Source organism: Campylobacter sp. CFSAN122748, assembly GCF_045277125.1.
Taxonomy (GTDB): domain Bacteria; phylum Campylobacterota; class Campylobacteria; order Campylobacterales; family Campylobacteraceae; genus Campylobacter_D; species Campylobacter_D jejuni.
Window position 1 is genome coordinate 656,104 of the sequence record NZ_CP116953.1, and the last position, 19,505, is coordinate 675,608.

Annotated in this window: 18 protein-coding genes and 5 pseudogenes; 20 read left to right on the forward strand and 3 right to left on the reverse strand. The window is 30.9% G+C overall.

The window, feature by feature from the left end; all coding sequences use genetic code 11:
- Positions 1-1,221 carry an argininosuccinate synthase gene (locus OT390_RS03485; protein ID WP_032586457.1) on the reverse strand — a complete coding sequence of 407 codons (1,221 nt, stop codon included), beginning with the start codon at positions 1,219-1,221 and terminating at the stop codon, positions 1-3.
- A 154-nt stretch (positions 1,222-1,375) separates the two neighbouring features.
- Here OT390_RS03485 and OT390_RS03490 point away from each other — a divergent pair, with 154 nt between their 5' ends.
- The 15 genes and pseudogenes from OT390_RS03490 to OT390_RS03560 all read left to right on the forward strand — a co-directional run bounded on the left by OT390_RS03490 (position 1,376) and on the right by OT390_RS03560 (position 11,915).
- Entirely contained in the window at positions 1,376-1,621 is a 246-nt protein-coding gene (locus OT390_RS03490; RefSeq protein ID WP_002860004.1) for an RNA-binding S4 domain-containing protein, read from the forward strand.
- A complete protein-coding gene (gene tsaE, locus OT390_RS03495) occupies positions 1,618-2,025 on the forward strand; it encodes a tRNA (adenosine(37)-N6)-threonylcarbamoyltransferase complex ATPase subunit type 1 TsaE (RefSeq protein ID WP_002858585.1) in 408 nt (135 codons plus the stop codon). Before OT390_RS03490 ends, tsaE begins: the two co-directional genes overlap by 4 nt.
- A complete protein-coding gene (gene lptB, locus OT390_RS03500; RefSeq protein ID WP_002855252.1) occupies positions 2,018-2,746 on the forward strand; it encodes an LPS export ABC transporter ATP-binding protein in 729 nt (242 codons plus the stop codon). Before tsaE ends, lptB begins: the two co-directional genes overlap by 8 nt.
- Positions 2,746-3,996, forward strand: a complete 1,251-nt coding sequence (locus OT390_RS03505) for an RNA polymerase factor sigma-54 (protein WP_057033566.1) — start codon at positions 2,746-2,748, stop codon at positions 3,994-3,996. Before lptB ends, OT390_RS03505 begins: the two co-directional genes overlap by 1 nt.
- Before the next feature lie 163 nt (positions 3,997-4,159).
- On the forward strand, positions 4,160-5,584 hold the full coding sequence (locus OT390_RS03510; RefSeq protein WP_057033567.1) for an anaerobic C4-dicarboxylate transporter: 1,425 nt from the start codon (positions 4,160-4,162) through the stop codon (positions 5,582-5,584).
- A 141-nt stretch (positions 5,585-5,725) separates the two neighbouring features.
- Positions 5,726-5,909 (forward strand): annotated as a pseudogene (gene kdpF, locus OT390_RS03515) (K(+)-transporting ATPase subunit F).
- A gap of 9 nt (positions 5,910-5,918) precedes the next feature.
- Positions 5,919-6,122, forward strand: a complete 204-nt coding sequence (locus OT390_RS03520; RefSeq protein WP_002864731.1) for a potassium-transporting ATPase subunit KdpA — start codon at positions 5,919-5,921, stop codon at positions 6,120-6,122.
- 25 nt (positions 6,123-6,147) lie between these two features.
- Positions 6,148-6,405, forward strand: a complete 258-nt coding sequence (locus tag OT390_RS03525) for a potassium-transporting ATPase subunit KdpA (protein WP_250487999.1) — start codon at positions 6,148-6,150, stop codon at positions 6,403-6,405.
- 28 nt (positions 6,406-6,433) lie between these two features.
- Positions 6,434-7,609, forward strand: a pseudogene (kdpA, locus tag OT390_RS03530) (potassium-transporting ATPase subunit KdpA).
- Between the two features lie 9 nt (positions 7,610-7,618).
- Positions 7,619-9,486 (forward strand): annotated as a pseudogene (gene kdpB / locus OT390_RS03535) (potassium-transporting ATPase subunit KdpB).
- Between the two features lies 1 nt (position 9,487).
- Positions 9,488-10,097: pseudogene (gene kdpC / locus OT390_RS03540) on the forward strand (potassium-transporting ATPase subunit KdpC).
- Positions 10,098-10,228: 131 nt separating this feature from the next.
- Positions 10,229-10,922 (forward strand): annotated as a pseudogene (locus OT390_RS03545) (hypothetical protein).
- Positions 10,923-10,936: 14 nt separating this feature from the next.
- The gene (locus OT390_RS03550; RefSeq protein ID WP_250531209.1) at positions 10,937-11,248 is read left to right on the forward strand and encodes a hypothetical protein; all 312 of its coding nucleotides are present in this window, start codon (positions 10,937-10,939) and stop codon (positions 11,246-11,248) included.
- Positions 11,249-11,271: 23 nt separating this feature from the next.
- Positions 11,272-11,682: a DUF4118 domain-containing protein gene (locus OT390_RS03555; RefSeq protein ID WP_240368079.1), complete on the forward strand. Its 411-nt coding sequence runs from the start codon at positions 11,272-11,274 to the stop codon at positions 11,680-11,682.
- Between the two features lie 80 nt (positions 11,683-11,762).
- Complete coding sequence (locus tag OT390_RS03560; RefSeq protein ID WP_224374383.1) at positions 11,763-11,915, forward strand: hypothetical protein; 153 nt, start codon at positions 11,763-11,765, stop codon at positions 11,913-11,915.
- A gap of 101 nt (positions 11,916-12,016) precedes the next feature.
- Here OT390_RS03560 and uvrB read toward each other — a convergent pair whose 3' ends face one another.
- Positions 12,017-13,990, reverse strand: a complete 1,974-nt coding sequence (gene uvrB, locus OT390_RS03565) for an excinuclease ABC subunit UvrB (protein WP_394535741.1) — start codon at positions 13,988-13,990, stop codon at positions 12,017-12,019.
- Between the two features lie 153 nt (positions 13,991-14,143).
- Between uvrB and OT390_RS03570 the strand changes: the two genes are divergently transcribed.
- From OT390_RS03570 to OT390_RS03585, 4 genes are read left to right on the forward strand one after another with little or no spacing between them, the layout of a single operon-like run.
- Positions 14,144-14,374: a hypothetical protein gene (locus OT390_RS03570; protein WP_002852327.1), complete on the forward strand. Its 231-nt coding sequence runs from the start codon at positions 14,144-14,146 to the stop codon at positions 14,372-14,374.
- Positions 14,364-14,606 carry a hypothetical protein gene (locus OT390_RS03575; RefSeq protein WP_002852220.1) on the forward strand — a complete coding sequence of 81 codons (243 nt, stop codon included), beginning with the start codon at positions 14,364-14,366 and terminating at the stop codon, positions 14,604-14,606. Before OT390_RS03570 ends, OT390_RS03575 begins: the two co-directional genes overlap by 11 nt.
- Positions 14,603-15,040, forward strand: a complete 438-nt coding sequence (locus tag OT390_RS03580; RefSeq protein WP_002852324.1) for a prepilin-type N-terminal cleavage/methylation domain-containing protein — start codon at positions 14,603-14,605, stop codon at positions 15,038-15,040. The genes OT390_RS03575 and OT390_RS03580 overlap by 4 nt, the downstream gene beginning before the upstream one ends.
- The gene (locus tag OT390_RS03585; RefSeq protein ID WP_074470951.1) at positions 15,022-16,875 is read left to right on the forward strand and encodes a primosomal protein N'; all 1,854 of its coding nucleotides are present in this window, start codon (positions 15,022-15,024) and stop codon (positions 16,873-16,875) included. Before OT390_RS03580 ends, OT390_RS03585 begins: the two co-directional genes overlap by 19 nt.
- 9 nt (positions 16,876-16,884) lie before the next feature.
- Here OT390_RS03585 and OT390_RS03590 read toward each other — a convergent pair whose 3' ends face one another.
- On the reverse strand, positions 16,885-18,279 hold the full coding sequence (locus OT390_RS03590; RefSeq protein ID WP_052800289.1) for a DUF2972 domain-containing protein: 1,395 nt from the start codon (positions 18,277-18,279) through the stop codon (positions 16,885-16,887).
- Between the two features lie 145 nt (positions 18,280-18,424).
- On the opposite strand from OT390_RS03590, the gene ispG reads away from it, so the two are divergent.
- Complete coding sequence (gene ispG / locus OT390_RS03595) at positions 18,425-19,498, forward strand: flavodoxin-dependent (E)-4-hydroxy-3-methylbut-2-enyl-diphosphate synthase (protein ID WP_002854766.1); 1,074 nt, start codon at positions 18,425-18,427, stop codon at positions 19,496-19,498.
- Positions 19,499-19,505: the final 7 nt, after the last annotated feature.

The window sequence follows — 19,505 nt, forward strand, 5'->3', positions numbered from 1 at the left end:
TTAAAATTTTCTTCCATTTTTTCCTGCGATGATAAAACGCAAAGCATTAAGCTTGATAAAGCCTGCTGCATCTTTTTGATTATACACTTCATCTTCTTCAAAAGTACAATAAGCTGCGTTAAACAAGCTATCGTTCGAACTTTCTCGTCCTATAACCATCACATTGCCTTTATAAAGCTCGAGTTTTACTCTGCCATTGGCGTGAATTTGAGACTCATCGATTAAGGCTTGAAGCATCATTCTTTCAGGCGAGAACCAATAGCCATTGTAAATTAAACTTGCGTATTTTGGCATGAGTTCATCTTTTAAGTGTGCTGCTTCTCTATCAAGCGTGATGCTTTCAAGCGCCCTGTGTGCTTTTAAAAGTATGGTACCGCCTGGAGTTTCGTAACAACCACGGCTTTTCATACCTACATAGCGATTTTCTACTATATCAAGGCGTCCTATACCGTGTTTGCAGCCTAGTTCGTTAAGTTTGGTTAAAAGTCCTGCAGGACTTAGTTTTTCTCCATTTATCGCTACTAAATCTCCTTTTTGGAAATCAAGTTCTATAATTTCACTTTCATTTGGAGCATCTTTTGGGCTTTTACTCCATCTCCACATATCTTCTTCAGGTGCGTGTGCAGGATCTTCTAAGATAAGTCCTTCGTAAGAAATATGAAGTAAATTTGCGTCCATAGAATAAGGAGATTTTCCTTTTTTCTTAGAAATATCAATACCGTGTTTTTGTGCATAAGCAAGGAGTTTTTCACGACTGTTTAAATCCCACTCACGCCATGGAGCGATGATTTTTAAATCGGGATTAAAAGCAAGATAACCAAGTTCAAAACGCACTTGATCATTTCCTTTACCTGTGGCACCATGACTTACTGCATCAGCACCTGTTTGCAGGGCGATTTGTGCTTGAGTTTTTGCTATAAGTGGTCTTGCTATACTTGTCCCTAAAAGATATTCTCCTTCATAAATCGCATTGGCTCTAAACATAGGAAATACATAATCTTTAACAAATTCATCTCTTAAATCTTTAATGAAAATATTTTCTTCTTTTATGCCTAAAGAAAGGGCTTTTTTTCTTGCAGGTTCGAGTTCTTCACCTTGACCAATATCTGCTGTAAAAGTTACAACTTCACAATTATACTCATCTTGAAGCCATTTTAAAATAATGCTCGTATCAAGCCCCCCAGAATACGCTAAAACTACTTTTTTTACTTCATTTTTCATAAGATATCCTTTGTTAAAATAGATTTGAAAATTGTAAAATTGTATCCAAATTTCATTAAAGAAAAGTTTTTACTTGCTATTTTCTTAAAAAATAAAGCAAAGGCGTAAGCAAATTTTGTTCCAAAAATTGATTTTTTTTGCTAAAATTGCTTTTATGAGAGTAGATAAATTTTTAAATGTAGTTAATATCACGAAAAGAAGAGCTATTTCTGAAGATATGTGTAAAAGTGGTGTAGTGGGGATTAATGGCGTTATTGTTAAAGCGAGTAAAGAGGTTAAGGTGGGTGATATTATCACTTTACATTTTACTGAATACACTCAAAAATATAAAGTCCTAGCTATACCTAGTACGAAAAGTATTCCTAAAAACGCACAAAATGAATATGTGGTAAAATTATGAAAGAATTTATTTTAGCAAAAGATGAGATCAAAACGATGCTTCAAATAATGCCTAAAGAAGGTGTTGTTTTACTTCAAGGAGATTTAGCTAGTGGAAAAACAAGCTTAGTGCAAGCTTGGGTTAAATTTCTTGGTCTTGATGCAAGGGTGGATTCTCCAACTTTTTCCATTATGCAAAAATATGAAAATCATGATATTTGCATTTATCATTATGATATTTATCAAGAAGGTTTAGAAGGACTTTTAGCAAATGGTTTATTTGAAAATTTTTTTGAAAAAGGTTTACATTTGGTTGAATGGGGCGGTGAAAATTTGAAAAAAACTTTAATGAAATTTGGAATTTCTACTATCCAGATTAAAATTAGCATTAAAGATGACAAAAGAAAGTATGAAATTTATGAGTAAATTAGAAATTGTAAATTTAGAAAAAATTATTAAAAAAACTAAGATTATACATGGAATTTCTTTAGAGGTTAATAGCGGAGAAGTTGTAGGACTTTTAGGGCCAAATGGTGCAGGAAAAACGACAACTTTTTATATGATATGTGGACTTATTTCCCCAAGTAGTGGAAAAGTTCTTTTAGACGGTTTAGATGTGACAAAAGATCCTTTAAACAAAAGAGCTAGATCAGGGATAGGTTATTTACCTCAAGAAAGTAGTATTTTTAAGGATTTAAGTGTAGAAGATAACCTGCTTTTAGCGGCTCAGATTTTTTATAAAGATAAAAAAATTTTACATGATAAAGTTGAGCAAATGCTTGAACTCTTAAGTATAGAGCCTATTCGTTTAAGGAAAGGTTTAAGTTTAAGTGGAGGTGAAAGAAGGCGTTGTGAGATCGCTAGAAGCTTGATGTGTGAACCTAAGTTTTTGCTTCTTGATGAGCCTTTTGCAGGTGTTGATCCTATAGCAGTGGCTGAAATTCAAACTTTAATTAAAGAGCTTAAAAGATTGGGGATTGGGGTTTTAATTACCGATCATAATGTGCGTGAGACTTTGGCTATTTGTGATAGAGCTTATGTTATAAGATCAGGTTCTTTACTTGCTAGTGGGAATGCTGATGAAATTGCAACCAATAAAGATGTGAAAAAGTATTATTTAGGAGCGGAGTTTAAACTCCTTGATTGATGTTAAAGCAAAAAATCACCCAAGCACCCAAGACTAAAATTTCTCAAACTTTACGCTCTTGGTTGCCGATTTTACAAGCAAACATAGAAGATTTAAAAGAAAATTTAGATAAATTTGCTGAGGATAATCCTTTCTTAAATGTTCAAGATTCGATACAAACTCATGATAAGGGTAAGAATTATTTTGATTCATTTTATAAACATAATGTAAATTCGGCTTTTGTGGATAATAAAGGACTTGCCAAAAAAAGTGTTTATGAGCTTTTAAATGAACAGATTCTTCCTCCTTTGTTTCCTACAAACAAATCTCAAGAACTTGCAAAAAAAATTATAGAATGCTTAAATGAGGAAGGATATTTTGAATACGATGAAGAATTTTTAAAAGAGTATTCCTTAGAAGAAATTGAGCGAGTAAGAGCAAGATTTAAATTTTTAGATCCTGTAGGAGTGGGAGCTAAAGATTATAAAGAAGCATTTTTATTTGCTCTTGAAAATATGGAATTAGATGAAGATATTGATGAGTTTTGTAGAATGTTGATTATGGATTTTGAAAATATACAAAACTATACCAAAGAGCCTTTATATAAAGAAGCATTAGCTGTACTTAAGCGTTTTAGCACTCCTCCTTTTTTGGAATATTTTGAAGATTCTCGTATAATTGTTCCTGATATTTTTGTTTATAAAGAAAATGGTGAAATTAAAGTAAAAATCAATGATGATTATTATCCTGAAATTTCAATCCAAACTGATGGTTTAGAGCATGATTTTTTAAGTCATTACATCAAAGAAGCAAAAAATTTAGTCGATGCTCTAGCGATGAGAAAAGCTACTCTTTATAAAATAGGGCTTATGATAGTAGAATATCAATATGATTTTTTCATGGGAAAAGAGATAAAACCTATGACTTTTAAGGATTTAGCACTTGATTTAGAACGCAATGCTTCGACTATATCAAGAGCTGTGGCAAATAAATATTTAAGTTGTGAAAGAGGACTTATTTCCTTGCGTGATTTTTTTGCTTTTGCTCTTGATGAAGAGGGAGAGACTTCAAATGTAGGTGTTAAAGAATTTGTGGCAAATTTAGTAAAGAATGAAGATCGCAATAAACCTTTAAGCGATAGTAAAATTTTAGAATTAATCAAAGAAGAATTTAAAGTCGATATAGGGCGAAGAACTATTACAAAATATCGCAAACATCTTAATATAGCAAGCTCTACAGATAGAAAAAAATTATATGAGCTTGAAGGATAAAATTCTATCAATCTATCAAACCCATTACACTTTTGTTTTATATTTAAATTTAATTTAAATAATATAAAAAATTATTGTTTTATTTTTAGAAATATTATTCTTTAATTTAAAAATATGATACAATAATAACTGTTTTTAAATATTAATTTTCAAAGGAGTTAAAATGGACTTTTTAACCAGTCTAGATGAGAGTATTCAGTTTTTGATACAAATCATCATTGTTTTAATTTGTCTTTTTTACGGTGCAAAAAAAGGTGGTATAGCTCTTGGCTTACTCGGTGGTATAGGTATTTTAATGCTTGTTTTTGCTTTTCATATAAAACCTGGAAAGCCCGCTATAGATGTAATGCTTACTATCTTAGCTGTGGTTGTTGCAAGTGCGACTTTACAAGCAAGTGGCGGTCTTGATGTAATGCTTCAAATAGCTGAAAGAATTTTAAGACGCAATCCTAAATTCTTAACCATTTTAGCTCCCTTTGTAACTTGCTTTTTAACCATACTTTGTGGGACAGGACATGTGGTTTATACTATTATGCCTATTATTTATGACATAGCGATTAAAAATGGAATTCGTCCAGAACGACCTATGGCAGCAGCTTCTATATCTTCACAAATGGGTATTATTGCAAGTCCTGTTTCTGTTGCAGTTGTGAGTTTAACAGCTTTGCTTTTAAATGCAGAACATAAATTAGCAGGTTTTGATGGCTATATCAATCTTCTTCAAATTACTATACCTAGTACGCTTTTTGGTGTTTTATGTGTGGGAATTTTTTCTTGGTTTAGAGGAAAAGATTTGGATAAAGATGAGGTTTTTCAAGAAAAACTTAAAGATCCTGAATTTAAAAAATATGTTTATGGTGATTCTAAAACACTTTTAGGTGTTCAACTTCCAAAAAGCAATTGGATTGCAATGTGGATTTTCTTAGGAGCTATTGCTTTAGTGGCTTTATTAGGTATATTTGATTCTTTACGCCCAAATTGGGGACAAGTTGTAAAAAATGGCATTCCTCAAGTAGATGCTTTAGGCAATCCTAAAATGGATATTTTATCTATGGTTTCAGTGATTCAAATGTTCATGCTTTTAGCAGGTTCTTTGATTATCATCTTTACTAAAACAGATGCAAAGAAAATCGGCTCTAATGAAATTTTTAAATCAGGTATGATAGCACTTGTTGCGGTTTTTGGAATTTCTTGGATGGCTGATACTATGTTTGCAGTTCACACTCCTATGATGAAAGCAGTACTTGGAGATATAGTAAAAGAGCATCCTTGGACTTATGCTGTAATGCTTCTTTTAATTTCAAAATTTGTAAACTCTCAAGCAGCGGCTATTTCAGCTTTTGTTCCTTTGGCTTTAGGAATTGGTGTTGAACCTGGTGTGATTGTTGCTTTTGCGGCTGCTTGTTATGGATATTATATTTTACCAACTTATCCAAGCGATTTGGCTACTATACAATTTGACAGATCAGGTACTACTCACATTGGTAAATTTGTTATCAATCATAGTTTTATTTTACCAGGTCTTATAGGTGTAATCACTTCTTGTATAGCAGGATATTTTATCGCTATGGCAGCGGGTTATCTTTAACAATTTTTAGCAGGATTTTTCCTGCTAAATTCTTCATTTGTCTTTTTATTTAATATAGATAAAAATTATAAATAAATCATAAAATTAGTATTAATCAAAATATAAGCTTAACAAGGATAGAATAAATCCTATTTTGAATCAATGAGAAAGGGCTATCCTATGGATATTATCTTTGCTTCTACTTTTAGCTTTTGGTAGTTTATGGTTTTTTATCTATTTTTGTGAAATTCAAACTTAGGACATGCGGATGATATTTTTACTAGTTTTAAGCTTAATACTTGCTCTTTATTTATTTTATGCTCTATTATATCCTGAAAAATTTTAAAGGAAAAATATGCTAGAAATTTTAATAACACTGATTATAGCTTTTATATTGGCTTTAATTTTTGGAAACTATCTTTATAAAATTGCAAGCTGTAAAAAAACTATTTTTGATTTTATTTTTAATCCAATTGATAACTTAATTTATAAAATTTGTGCAATTGATAGAAAAAATATGACTTGGCAAAAATTATTCTTTGCATTTAATTGCTTTTAATGCCTTAGTGGCTATTTTTTCTTTCGTGATTTTTTATTTGCAAGATAAACTTTTTTTAAATCCCAATTCGATAAATTCTATGAAAGGGGATTTGAATTTAAACACTGTAATTAGTTTTACTACAAATACAAACCTTCAGCATTATAGTGGAGAGAGTGCTTTAAGTTTGCTTTCCCAAAATACAGGCATTTTACTTGCTATGTTTGTTTCAAGTGCAAGTGGATATTCTGCTTGTATGGCTTTTTGTCGTGCTTTATGTGGTATGCAAATGGGAATTTTATGAAGATTTTACGCGTATTATTACGCGTTTGATGTTGCCTTTAAGTTTTATTTTGGCTGTAATTTTTATCTCTGAAGGCGTGGTGTAAAATTATCACGCAAATTTTAGCGTGCTTACTTTAGAAAATAAATTTCAAAGCATTGCCACAGGCCCTGTTGCAGCTCTTGAGTCTATAAAACATTTAGGGACAAATAGGGGTGGTTTTTTTGGTGCTAATTCAAGCATGCCTTTTGAAAATCCTGCTTTACTTACAAATTTTTTGCAAATTTTATCCATGATGCTTATTCCTAGTGCCTGTGTTGTAGCTTTTGGATTGATGGTTTATCATAGAAAAGAAAGACAAGGTTTTGCTCTTATGGGAAAAGAAGGGGGAGTTATTTTTGGTGCAATGGGGATTATTTTTATCATTTCTTTGCTTTTAATTTATTTTAGCGAAAAAATGTCAAATCCAAATTTGGATTCTTTGGGTTTAAATGCAAATTTGGGAAATTTGGAAGGTAAAGAAATAAGATTTGGCACAGATGGTTCGAGTTTATTTAGTGCTGTAACTACTGCTTTTACTGCAGGAAGCGTTAATAATATGCACGATAGTTTAAATCCATTAAGTATCAGTGCTACTTTGCTAAATATGATGCTAAATGTAGCTTTCGGTGGCGAAGGAGTAGGGCTTATGAATATGATTATTTATGTGCTCTTAACCGTGTTTATTTGTGCATTAATGATAGGTAGAACTCCAGAATTCTTGGGTAAAAAAATAGAAAGCGCACAAATGAAGCTTATAGCTTTGGTAATTCTTATCCATCCTTTATTAATCCTTGTTTTAAGTGCATTAGCTGTTGTTTTTGCAAAAGATAGTATAAGCAATCCTAGCTTTCATGACTTGGCTCAAATTTTGTATGAATTTAGTTCTTCGGCAGCAAATAATGGTTCAGGACTTGAAGGTTTAAAAGATGATAATTTATTTTGGAATTTAAGCACAGCTTTTGCTATGTTTTGTGGGCGTTATTTGGTTTTAATAGCTCAGCTTGCTATAGCTGGATCGCTTTTGGCTAAAAATACACAAGAAAATACTGCAAATTCTTTAAAAACAGATAATTTAACTTTTATGTTTGTGCTTGTTTGTATTATATATATTTTTGCTGCACTTACTTTTTTTCCAGTGCTTACTTTATCAAGCGTTGCAGAATATTTATCTTTATGGCATTAAGGAGAGTCAATGTCTAAAAAACAAAATAAACTCATTACAAAAGAAATTTTAAATAATGCCATAAAAGGAGCATTTTTAAAATTTGATCCACGCTTGATGGTAAAAAATCCTGTTATGTTTATGGTGGAAGTTGGATCGATTCTTACTTTGATTTTAAGTATTTTTCCTACTTTATTTAATGGAAATTCTGATGAAAGAATTTATAACATCTTAATCGCTTTTATTTTATTTATAATCTTGCTTTTTGCAAATTTTGCAGAAAGTATTGCAGAAGGAAGGGGTAAAGCCTAAGCAGCTACCTTAAGACAAAGCAAAAAGGATTCTAAAGCTAGACGCATAAAAAGTGATGGCAGTGAAGAAATGCTTAATTCTAGCGAGTTAAAAATAGGTGATATAGTTTTAGTTAAAGCAGGTGAACTTATACCTAATGATGGAGAAATTATAGAAGGTGCTGCAAGTGTTGATGAATCAGCTATTACAGGTGAAAGTGCACCTGTTATGCGTGAAGCGGGCGGTGATTTTTCTTCTGTTACAGGTGGGACTACGGTTTTAACTGATTTTTTAAAGATTAAAATTTTAGTTGGAGCTGGGGAAAGTTTTTTAGATAAAATGATCAATCTTGTAGAAGGTGCTGCGCGTCAAAAAACTCCAAATGAAATTGCTCTTAATACTCTTTTAATTGCACTTAGTTTGAGTTTTTTGGTGGTGGTTGTAAGTTTATATCCTTTTATACAATTTTTAGGCGTGAGTTTGCCTATTTCATGGTTAGTAGCATTGCTTGTATGTCTTATTCCTACAACTATAGGGGGGGGGCTTTTATCAGCTATAGGAATAGCAGGTATGGACAGGGTAACGCGTTTTAATGTGATCGCACTTTCAGGCAAGGCTGTTGAAAGTTGTGGTGATGTTGATACTATGATTTTGGATAAAACAGGAACGATTACTTTTGGAAACCGTTTGGCAAATGAATTTTATGAAGTCCAAGGTATAAGTAAAGAAGAAATGATTAAAGCTTGTGTTTTATCCTCTTTAAAAGATGAAACTCCAGAAGGTAAAAGCATAGTTGCATTGGCTTAAAAAATGGGTTATGAATTAGAAGGTAATGATATTAAAGAATTTATCGAATTTAGCGCTCAAAATAGAATGAGTGGTGTGGATTTGCAAGATAATATAAAAATTCGCAAAGGTGCTTTTGATGCTATAAGAGCTTATATAAGCGAAATGAATGGAAAAATTCCTAGCGATTTAGAAACTAAGGTAATGGAAATTTCAAATCTTGGTGGTACTCCTTTGGTAGTGTGTAAAAATGAAAAAATTTTAAGAGTGATTTATCTAAAGGATATAGTAAAACCAGGACTTAAAGAGCGCTTTGATGAGCTTAGAAAAATGGGCATAAAAACTTTAATGTGTACCGGAGATAATCCTTTAACAGCAGCTACTATAGCCAAAGAAGCAGCCAATATGATAGATCTTGATTCTAATCCTACTAAAATTTTAGAAGTAGTTGAAATAGGAAAAGGTTTGCTTATTACTAGAGGCAGTCTTACAACTTTTAGTATGGCAAATGATATTGCTAAGTATTTTGCTATTTTACCTGCTATGTTTAGTGTGGTTTTACCTCAAATGCAAATTTTAAATATTATGCATTTAGCTACCCCGCAAAGCGCTATTTTATCAGCACTTATTTTTAATGCTATTATTATACCTTTGCTCATCCTATTGCTATGCGTGGAGTTAAATTTAAGCCTATGAAAAGCGAGCATTTGCTTTTAAGAAATTTAAGTATTTATGGTTTAGGTGGTATGATCGCACCTTTTATAGGGATAAAAATAATTGATATTCCTACAGCTTGGATACTTAGAATTTTAGGAGTGTGATATGCTTAGAACTTTGCTTAGTTTTTTTGTGGTAATGCTAATATTGCGTACTCTTATTTATCCTTTTGCTTTAAATACAGTTGCAAAATTTATTTTTCCTTATCAATCAAGTGGAAGTTTAGTAGATAAAGAAGGTCGTCCGACTTTGGATGTAAGCAAAGCGGTAGGTTCAAAGCTTTTGGGTCAAGATTTTAATAAACCTTATTTTCTACATTCAAGAACATCTGTGTCAAATTACAATACAAGCGATACAAATGAAAGCAGTGTAAAGTTCAGGTGGATTTAATTATGCTATGTCAAATCCTGCTTTAAAAGAGCGTGTGCAAAAAGATTTGCAAAAATTTTTAGATGAAAATCCGCAAATTACAAAAGAACAAATTCCTTTGGATTTGTTAAGCGCTTCAGGATCAGGTCTTGATCCTCATATCAGTCTTCAAGCAGCCCTAGTGCAAATTCCTAGGATAAGTCAATCTTCAAAAATCACCAAAGAAGAATTAGAAAAAATCATTCAAGAAAATACAGAGTCTAAATTTTTAGGGATTTTTGGGGAAGAAAAGGTTAATGTTTTAGCCGTTAATATAGCTATTGCTAAAGCCATGAAAAAAGAATAAACATGCAAAGACAAAGTCCTGAACAAATTCTTAAAAAACTTGAGGTTAAAGCTAAGGAAGAAGAAAAAAACAAACTTGCAAAATTAAAAATTTTCTTAGGTTATGCTGCAGGTTCTGGAAAAACTTATGCTATGTTAAGTGAAGCCAGAACTTTAAGGGATAATGGAGTTGATGTTGTTTTAGGCTATATAGAGCCTCACGATAGACCTGAAACAATGGCTTTAGCACAAGGTTTTGAAAGTATAGCTAATCTTGAAATTCCTTATAAAAATATAGTATTAAAAGAATTTGATTTAGACGCTACCCTTAAGAGAAAGCCTGCTTTGGTTTTAGTAGATGAGCTTGCACACTAATGCTAAAGGCTTGCGTAATGAAAAGCGTTTTCAAGATATAGAAGAACTTCTAAAAGCAGGGATTGATGTTTATACTACTTTAAATATACAGCATTTAGAAAGTTTAAATGATTTAGTCGCTAATATCAGTAAGATAGAAGTTAAAGAGCGTATTCCTGATCGTATTTTTGATGAGGCTGATCAGGTTGAACTTGTTGATATTGAACCTAATAAGCTTTTAAAAAGAATGCAAGATGGTAAAATTTATAAGGAAAAACAAGCCAAACTAGCACTTGAAAATTTCTTTCGCCAAGAAAGACTTATAGCTTTGCGTGAGATTGCCTTAAGAAGACTTGCTTCAAGAGTGAATTTAAGAGCAAGTGAACAAAGGCTTATTAATGATGATTTAGCTTATCATACTGGAGAGCATATTTTAGTTTGTATTAATGCTTCAAATGCAAAGGTTATCGTGCAGCTGCAAGACTTGCTTTAGCTTTTCATGCTAAATTGAGTGCGCTTTATATAAAAAATCCCAATATTAAAGAAGCAAAAGCCTTAGAAGAAAATATAGAACTAGCTAAAAGTTTTGATGCTGAAATCATTAGCGTATATGATGATATAGCAAGACAAATTGCAGAGTATTCAAGCCTTAGCAATGTTTCTAAAATTGTTTTAGGCAAAAATAAAGATAAAAAAAGTTTAAAGAAGAGATTTTTGAAGCTGTTGCTAAAAAAGCACCCGATATTGATTTATATCTTGTTAATGAAAATCAAATTTCTACTCCTAAAATACGAAGTAAAAAAAGTTTTGATTTTTTAGGTTTTTTAAAAATCACAGGAGTTTTGCTTTTAGCAACTTTTATAGCTTTTGTATTTCATAAATTTAATACTCAGCCAAGTAATATAGTTATGATTTTTATTTTAGCAGTTTTTGCTTCTTCTTTTATTTCTGACAATAAAATTTTCGCCTTTTATTCTTCTTTGGTAAGTGTTTTGATTTATAATTTTTTCTTTTTAGAACCTATTTTTAGTCTTAAAGTTCATGATAGTGGAAATATTATTACTTTTACAACTATGTTTATAGTTGGATTTTTAACAGCTGTTTTTACTAGAAGATTAAAATTGCAATCTAAAGAACTCACTAAAAGAGCTTATAGAACAGCTATTTTACTTGAAAATAGTGAAAATTTAGCAAGAGTGAAAAGCAAACAAGAGCTTTGGGAACAACTTGGAAATCAAGCTTTAAAATTATAAATTTGCCTATTATTATTTATCCTATAAATAAAAACAATATTTTATCGAAACCTTTGTTGTTTTTTAACGATGATAAGCAAATGTTAAAAAATTGTTTTAGTGCTGATGAGATTGCTATTGCTCAATGGGTTGCAACAAATAAAGAAAGAGCAGGTGTTTGTACAAATACCCTGCCTAATGCTAATGCTATGTATTTACCTATAGAAGATGGGAAAAAACTAAAGGGGTTATAGGTATAGTTTTAAAAGAAAAACGTCCCTTACAAGACTTTCAGTATGAAATTTTAAGTGCTTTACTTAATGAGGCAGGAGTTAGAACAAGGGATATATTTTTATTATAAATCCCTTAATTTATTAATCTCATCTCTAATAGCAGCAGCTTTTTCAAACTCAAGTGCTTTAGCTGCTTCAAGCATTTGTTTTCTTAACTCTTTGACAAGTTTAGCTCTTTCGCTAGCAGGTATTTTTTCTAGTTTTTTACCTTTGCGATAAATTTCGCCTAAATCCTCTTCATTTTTCAAACTCTCTTCAATATGGCGTTTGACTGAGGTTGGGGCAATATTGTATTTTTTATTATAAGCCATTTGAAGTTTGCGGCGTTCATTGGTGGTATCCATAGCTTCTTGCATGGATTTTGTGATTTTTTTGCAAAAAAGCAAAACCTTACCATTGACATTTCTAGCTGCTCTTCCCATGGTTTGGATTAAACTTGTAGCGCTTCTTAAAAATCCTTCCTTATCTGCATCCATAATGGCAATGAGTGAAACTTCAGGTAGATCTAGTCCTTCTCTAAGTAAGTTAATGCCAATTAGCATATCAAAAGCACCGCTTCTTAAACCTCTTATGATTTCATTGCGTTCTATAGCATCGATGTCTGAGTGCATGTATTTGACTTTTATACCAAGCTCTAAATAATACCTTGTAAGTTCTTCAGCGAGTTTTTTAGTTAGCACAGTCACTAAAACACGTTCATTCCTTTGTATGACTTTTTTAGCCTCATCAAATAAAATTTCAACCTGATTATCACTATCTTTTAACTCTATTAAAGGATCAAGCAGTCCCGTAGGACGCATGATTTGATGAAAGATGTTTTCTTTGCTAAGTTCAAGTTCTAAAGGTGCAGGTGTGGCTGAAACAAAAAGAAATTGACAATTTTTATGGATAAATTCATCAAACATTAAAGGACGATTATCCAAGGCTGAAGGCAAACGAAAACCATAATCTACCAAGGTTTGTTTTCTGCTTCTATCTCCTGCAAACATACCTCTAAATTGTGGTAAAGATACATGGCTTTCATCGACTATAACAAGAAATTTCCTATTTTTAATCGCAAAATAATCAAAAAGCGTATAAGGAGTATCACCTTCTTTAAGCCCTGTTAAATGCCTTGCATAGTTTTCAACTCCTTTACACATTCCTGTGCTTGTAAGCATTTCAAGATCAAATTCAACCCTTTGTTTAAGGCGTTGATATTCTACGAGTTTATTTTCATGTTCAAAATAAGCAAGGCGTTCGTTAAGTTCTGCTTTTATGTCTTTTATCGCTTGTTTTAATCTTGTTTCGCCCACGCTAAACTGGCTTGTAGGATAGAGTATGAAGCGTTTTAAATCTTTACCTTTTTTATTTTCTAAAACATTGTAATGATACATAGCATCAAGCTCATCGCCAAAAAATTCAAGTCTTACTACTTCATCTTCATAATAAGCTGGATAAATATCTATAATATCTCCTTGAACTCTAAAATCTGCACGATCAAAAAAATTATCATTTCTTTTATAACCCATATCTACAAGTTTTTTTAAAAGTTCTTTTTGTGAAATTTGCATACCTAGTTCAAAGATTAAAACCATGCCTATGTATTCATTTGGATTACCAAGTCCATAATTTGCCGAAACACTAGCTATGCAAACTACATCTTCATAACTTAAAAGAGAAGCAGTAGCGCTCAGTCTTAAACGCTCTAAGTCTTCATTAATGGAGCTGTCTTTTTCTATGAAAACATCAGTGCGTGGGATATAGGCTTCAGGTTGATAATAATCATAATAAGATATAAAATATTCCACATGATTTTTAGAAAAAAAGCCTTTAAATTCGCTATAAAGTTGTGCACAAAGGCTTTTGTTGTGACTCATGATAAGAGTAGGCATATTAAGTTCTTTAATGACATTTGCCATGGTAAAGGTTTTTCCACTTCCTGTAACGCCTAGTAAGGTTTGATATTTGTTGCCTTTTTTTATACTTTTTACTATACCTTTTATGGCTTCTTGTTGATCAGGACTAGGTTTAAATTCGCTGGTAAGTTCTAACATTTTTCTACTTTATTTTTATTTTTGAAAAAATTTTAAAAGAAAATGCTTTAATTAAAAATTAATTGACAATAAAAACCTAAATTTAAATTTTTTTCTGCTACAATATCAAATAATATTTTCCATAAATTACAAATTTCTTAAGAAGGCAAAAATATGTTTGATGAAAAAATAATCAATACTATGACAGATAAAGTAAATGAACTCATTGAAAAATATAACGAAGTTTGCGAAGCCAATGAGGCTTTAAGAAATGAGCTTGTAAGCGTTAAAGCACAAAATGAAGCAAAAAGTAATCAAATCATGCGTTTAGAAGAAGAACTTAAATCTCGCAATATAGAAAGCGAAGATATTTATAAGAAAATAGAGGCTGTTCTTGGCAGATAATCTAAAACAAGTCATTGTTAATGTTAGTGCAAAAGATTTCATTGTTAAGTGCAGTGAAGAATTTGCAAATTTTTTAGAAGATGATATCGCTTTGATTTCTGGCGGTACTAAAAAAATAGAACTTAAACGCTTTGTAGATGCGTTTGTTAAAAAAAGTTATGAAAATTATATTTTAGAAAGAGAACTTAAGAAACTAATAAAAGCAATCAATGAAGAACTCCCGACAAAATGAATAAAGCTTTTACTCTGCTTGAGCTTGTTTTTGTGATTTTGATTTTGGGAATTTTATCAAGCTTATCTTTATCTTTTATCAATACTACAAAAGATGAGGTTAAAATTTTAAAATTAAAAATGGACTATGAAATGCTAAGCTCAGCTCTTGCTTTAATGCGTAGTCAAATGAGACTTAAAAATTTAAATTTTCCAGAAATTTTAGATAATGCGCAAAACAATCAAGCCAAAGAAAAACTCTTTTATTGTTTAAATGATTGTGATTATTCTTTGCTTGATACACCTATTTATTCTGATTTTAAATCTTGGATAAAAATAGGTAAAAATCACTATAGATTTGCATTAAATGCCAAAGAGATGGTTGAATTTATTTATGATTCTAAAGAAGGTTTGTTAAAGTGTATAGGAAGTTCTAGATGCAAAGATCTGATATAAGATATTATGAACTTGCAATTTGTGGTTTGTATTTGGATAATTTAACTTTTCATAGTTTTGATGAAATCAAACCTTTAACACAGGTATTAGTGGATTTAAAATCTAAAAAAAATCTTAAAGCCATCGTACTTAAAGAATGTCAAAAACCTGATTTTAAAACTATAGAAATTAAAGAAATTACAAAGTATTTTCTAACTCCTTTGCAACTTGAATTGGCAAATTTTATTGTTTATTATTATGCTTCAAAACTTGGTTTTGTTTTGGGCTTTTTCGAAACTAGTCCTAAGTATGAATGTCAAAAAATGTTTTTTAAAGATACCCCTAAGCTAAGCAATCAACAACAAAATGCCTTAAGTTTTCTTCAAAAAGAAAACAATTCTTTGCTTTTTGCTGATACGGGTAGTGGCAAGACTGAAATTTATATTTCTTTAATAAAAGAGTGTTTAGAACAGGGTAAGCAAGCTTTACTTTTGATGCCAGAAATCGCACTTACTCCACAAATGCAAAAGCGTTTAGAAGTGTATTTTAAGGATAATTTTTTCCTGTGGCATTCTAAAATTTCAAAGAAAAAAAAGCAAGAATATTTAGAGTGTTTTTGCAAGGGAGAAGTGCTTTTAGTAGCGGGTGCAAGATCGGCTTTGTTTTTACCCTTTAGAAATTTAGGACTTATTGTAGTAGATGAAGAACATGATAATTCTTATAAGGCTTCTAATCAGCCTTTTATCAATGCGAGAGATTTAGCACTTTTTTTGGGTCAAAAAAATAATATTAAAGTGGTTTTAGGTTCTGCAACCCCATCTTTAACGAGTTTTTACAAACAAAAAAGTTTTAGACTAAAAGGAACTTTTTTTGAGAGTAAAAAGCATTTTTTATATGATGAAAATGAGCTTGGTATAACGCCTATGCTTTTAAGCGAATTAGAAAAAAGTTTAAAACATCAAAAACAAGCTATAGTGTTTTTACCTACAAGGGCTAATTTTAGGCAAATCATTTGCAAGGATTGTGGGGAAACGATAAAATGTCCTTTTTGTTCTATTGCTATGAGTATGCATAAAAAGAAAAATGTTTTAAAATGTCATTATTGTAATTATACTTCTTTAATAGAGCAAAATTGTCCAAGTTGCAAAGGAGAAATGTTAGAAGCTAGAAAAATGGGGACTGCTGAACTTTTAGAGCTTTTGCAAAATGCTTTGCCTTTAGCAAAAATAGCAAAATTTGATAGCGATGAAATCACAAGCGTTAAAAAGCTTAATATTATTTTAAAAGACTTTAATGAAAATAAGATCGATATACTTATTGGCACTTCTATGCTTGCTAAAGGACATGATTATCATAGTGTGGATTTGAGTGTGATTTTAGGGCTTGATGAATATTTGTTGCGTCCTAGTTTTAGAGCGAGTGAAGAAACTTTAGCTTTAGCTATGCAAGTTGCAGGCAGGGCAGGGCGTAAAGGCGAAGCAAGAGTGCTTTTGCAAACAAAAAATAGAGCTTTTTTTGAAAGGTATATAGAGAATTATGATGCTTTTTTAAAAGATGAGTTAGAAAATAGAAAAGATCTTTACCCCCCATTTAAACGCCTTTTAAGAGTTCTTATAGAAGATAAAGATCAAAAAAGTGCACAAAAACTTTGTGAAAAATTTGCTTCTCAATTTAGAAATATCAAACAGGTAGAATTGGTAGGCTATGGAATTTGTGGAGTTGAAATGCTGTATGGAAAATATCGTTTTTATTTGTTGCTTAGAAGTGAAAATCATAAAGCTTTAGTGGCAATTGAAAATTATATTTTGCAATTTAAAAATGCAAGTGCGGATATTGATCCTATTGATTTTGTGTAAGTGATATGATTATTTATCTTTGTATATTTTTTCAAATTCTTTATAATATTTCCAAGAATCAATAATATGAGGATGTGTTTGTTTTAAATGATTTAGTTCATTTTCAAATATATTAAAAAAAGTGTAAATAAGTGATTTATTTTTTATAAAATAATCTATTACATCTTTTTCTTTCATCATTTTTGATTCTGTTTCATCTATGGTTATTTTAATTTGATATAAAAAATCATACAAATAATGTTTAATTGTTGAAAATAAAAGATTGTTTTGTTCTAATTGCTTAAAATCATTTTTATCAATATATACACCCATATCATTACATAGGTCGTTTTTTATAATTTCTTGTATTATGTCTATTTTTTCATGATTGATATGTTTTCTGTCTAAAATTATGGGAATGCTAGAAGTTCTATCAATATTGAAATTTTTATTATTTTTAGGAGTATTGAGATAAAAGGTGTTATTAATATCTTTAGAATTTGCATAAAGTGTAATAGGAAAAAGATAGCGAATATAACCTCTAAATTCTTTAATTTTAAATAAATCTAATTTATCTTTATGGGGGGGGGTAAAATTAAAATTTATAGCAAGTAAATTCATGGTATCGAAGGCCTTTGATTGGCGGATTTCTTCCATATCAAGATAGTATACATTGTCTTTGTTAAAATATTTTAATAAATAAGAGATGATAAAAACTTCTTGTTGTAGTTCATTTATATCGATTTTAATTTTATGATTTTGATGAGTAAGATAGTTGATGTAATAACGCCAATCATAAGTTAGATTAAATTCAGGGGGATAGTTTCTTAAAACTTTACTCCAATCTCTTCCCCAGCTATGCTTTAAAAGTCCTATTGGATCTCGAACTCCGCAAATAATCTTAGAATTAAAATCTAATAAAGATAGATATTTATCAAAATAAGGTAGATTAATTTCTGATATATTAATAGCATATTGAGCAATTGTATTATCATTTAGACACATGTAATTAATACAATATCTCTCTTTGCTATCAGGTGGTAAAACCCAGGAGGCAAAACAAGTTACATCGCAACATTGATTAAGGTATCTTAAAAATGCTGCTGCTCCAACGCCATGTGGAGAAATATAGATAAATTTATAGTGTTTAGGTAGGGGTAAATTTAAATCCCAAGCTAATTCTGCGCAATGTCGACTAGAATCTATTTCTATAAAATTAGGATTGATTAAAGGTGGATAAGGATGTTTTGTTGATAAATATCTATCCCTAAATTCGTTAGAATTGAGCCAAGTGCAAATTGTTTCAATATTTTTCAAAACAAAGGTAAAAAATTTTTCATTATTCGAATTTTTTAAAGCTTGTAAAAGAATTTGAGCTAGGGTTGGAGTTAGGTTATTTTTTATATAGAGTAAAAGATTTTGCATATAACCTCTTTTAATTGTATTTAATTTATATATAATTCATAAATATTTAAATGTCATGAAATTTAAATATATTATCAAAAATAAACTTTAATTAAAGCAATAAAAAGTTAAAATTTGATATTAAAATTTTTCAAAGAGTGAAGTTATGGAGTATAAAAGATTTAAAACCAGACAAATCAAAGTAGGAAATGTTTTAATAGGCGGTGATGCACCCATTTCAGTTCAATCTATGCTTTTTACTAAAACAAGAGATATAGAAGGTTCTTTAGAACAAATCAATCGTCTTTATTTTGCAGGAGCAAACATAGTGCGTTTGGCGTGCTTGGATATGGCTGATGCAAGGGCTTTAAAAGAGATTAAAGCTAAAAGTCCTCTACCTTTAATCGTAGATATTCATTTTAATCATAATTTGGCTGTATATTGTGCTGAATTTATCGATGGCGTGCGTATAAATCCTGGCAATATAGGCTCTAAAGAAAATATTAAAGAAGTGGTAAAAGCATGTAAAGAACGGGGTATCCCTATACGCATCGGTGTAAATCACGGCTCCATAGAAAAACAATTTAGTGATAAATTTGGTTATGGTGTCGATGCCATGCTAGAAAGTGCGATGTATAATATCAAGCTTTTAGAGGATTTAGACTTTTTTGATATTAAAATTTCCATGAAGACTTCAGATGCTCAAAAAACTATAGAAGCTTATGAGAGATTAAGACCGCTTTGTGATTATCCTTTTCACTTAGGGGTAACTGAAGCAGGAACTAAATTTCATAGCACTGTAAAAAGTTCTATAGCTTTAGGAAATTTACTTCTTAAAGGTATAGGCGATACTATGCGTGTTTCTATGACGGGTGAGCTTGAAGAAGAAATTCGTGTAGCAAGAGCAATTTTGCAAGATAGCGGAGTACAAAAAAGCGGAGTAAATATTATTTCATGTCCAACTTGCGGTAGGATTCAAAGTGATTTGTTAAGTGCGATTAAAATCGTAGAGGAAAAAACCAAGCATATAAAAGAACCTTTAAACATCAGTGTCATGGGTTGTGTGGTAAATGCTTTAGGCGAAGCCAAGGGCGCTGATGTGGCTATAGCCTTTGGGAAAAATCAAGGACTTGTCATAAGACATGGTGAAGTTGTAGCTAAATTAAAAGAAAGTGAACTTGTAGATAGATTTTTAGCTGAAGTTGAAGATGAGGTTAAAAGTAGGGCTGTAAAAGAATAAAAGCCTA

Excerpts from the sequence above, each read along its gene's own strand:
- OT390_RS03485 (WP_032586457.1), bottom strand. The coding sequence starts at position 1,221 with ATGAAAAATGAAGTAAAAAAAGTAGTTTTAGCGTATTCTGGGGGGCTT.
- OT390_RS03490 (WP_002860004.1), top strand. The coding sequence starts at position 1,376 with ATGAGAGTAGATAAATTTTTAAATGTAGTTAATATCACGAAAAGAAGA.
- tsaE (WP_002858585.1), top strand. The coding sequence starts at position 1,618 with ATGAAAGAATTTATTTTAGCAAAAGATGAGATCAAAACGATGCTTCAA.
- lptB (WP_002855252.1), top strand. The coding sequence starts at position 2,018 with ATGAGTAAATTAGAAATTGTAAATTTAGAAAAAATTATTAAAAAAACT.
- OT390_RS03505 (WP_057033566.1), top strand. The coding sequence starts at position 2,746 with ATGTTAAAGCAAAAAATCACCCAAGCACCCAAGACTAAAATTTCTCAA.
- OT390_RS03510 (WP_057033567.1), top strand. The coding sequence starts at position 4,160 with ATGGACTTTTTAACCAGTCTAGATGAGAGTATTCAGTTTTTGATACAA.
- OT390_RS03520 (WP_002864731.1), top strand. The coding sequence starts at position 5,919 with ATGCTAGAAATTTTAATAACACTGATTATAGCTTTTATATTGGCTTTA.
- OT390_RS03560 (WP_224374383.1), top strand. The coding sequence starts at position 11,763 with ATGTTAAAAAATTGTTTTAGTGCTGATGAGATTGCTATTGCTCAATGG.
- uvrB (WP_394535741.1), bottom strand. The coding sequence starts at position 13,990 with ATGTTAGAACTTACCAGCGAATTTAAACCTAGTCCTGATCAACAAGAA.
- OT390_RS03570 (WP_002852327.1), top strand. The coding sequence starts at position 14,144 with ATGTTTGATGAAAAAATAATCAATACTATGACAGATAAAGTAAATGAA.
- OT390_RS03580 (WP_002852324.1), top strand. The coding sequence starts at position 14,603 with ATGAATAAAGCTTTTACTCTGCTTGAGCTTGTTTTTGTGATTTTGATT.
- OT390_RS03585 (WP_074470951.1), top strand. The coding sequence starts at position 15,022 with ATGCAAAGATCTGATATAAGATATTATGAACTTGCAATTTGTGGTTTG.
- OT390_RS03590 (WP_052800289.1), bottom strand. The coding sequence starts at position 18,279 with ATGCAAAATCTTTTACTCTATATAAAAAATAACCTAACTCCAACCCTA.
- ispG (WP_002854766.1), top strand. The coding sequence starts at position 18,425 with ATGGAGTATAAAAGATTTAAAACCAGACAAATCAAAGTAGGAAATGTT.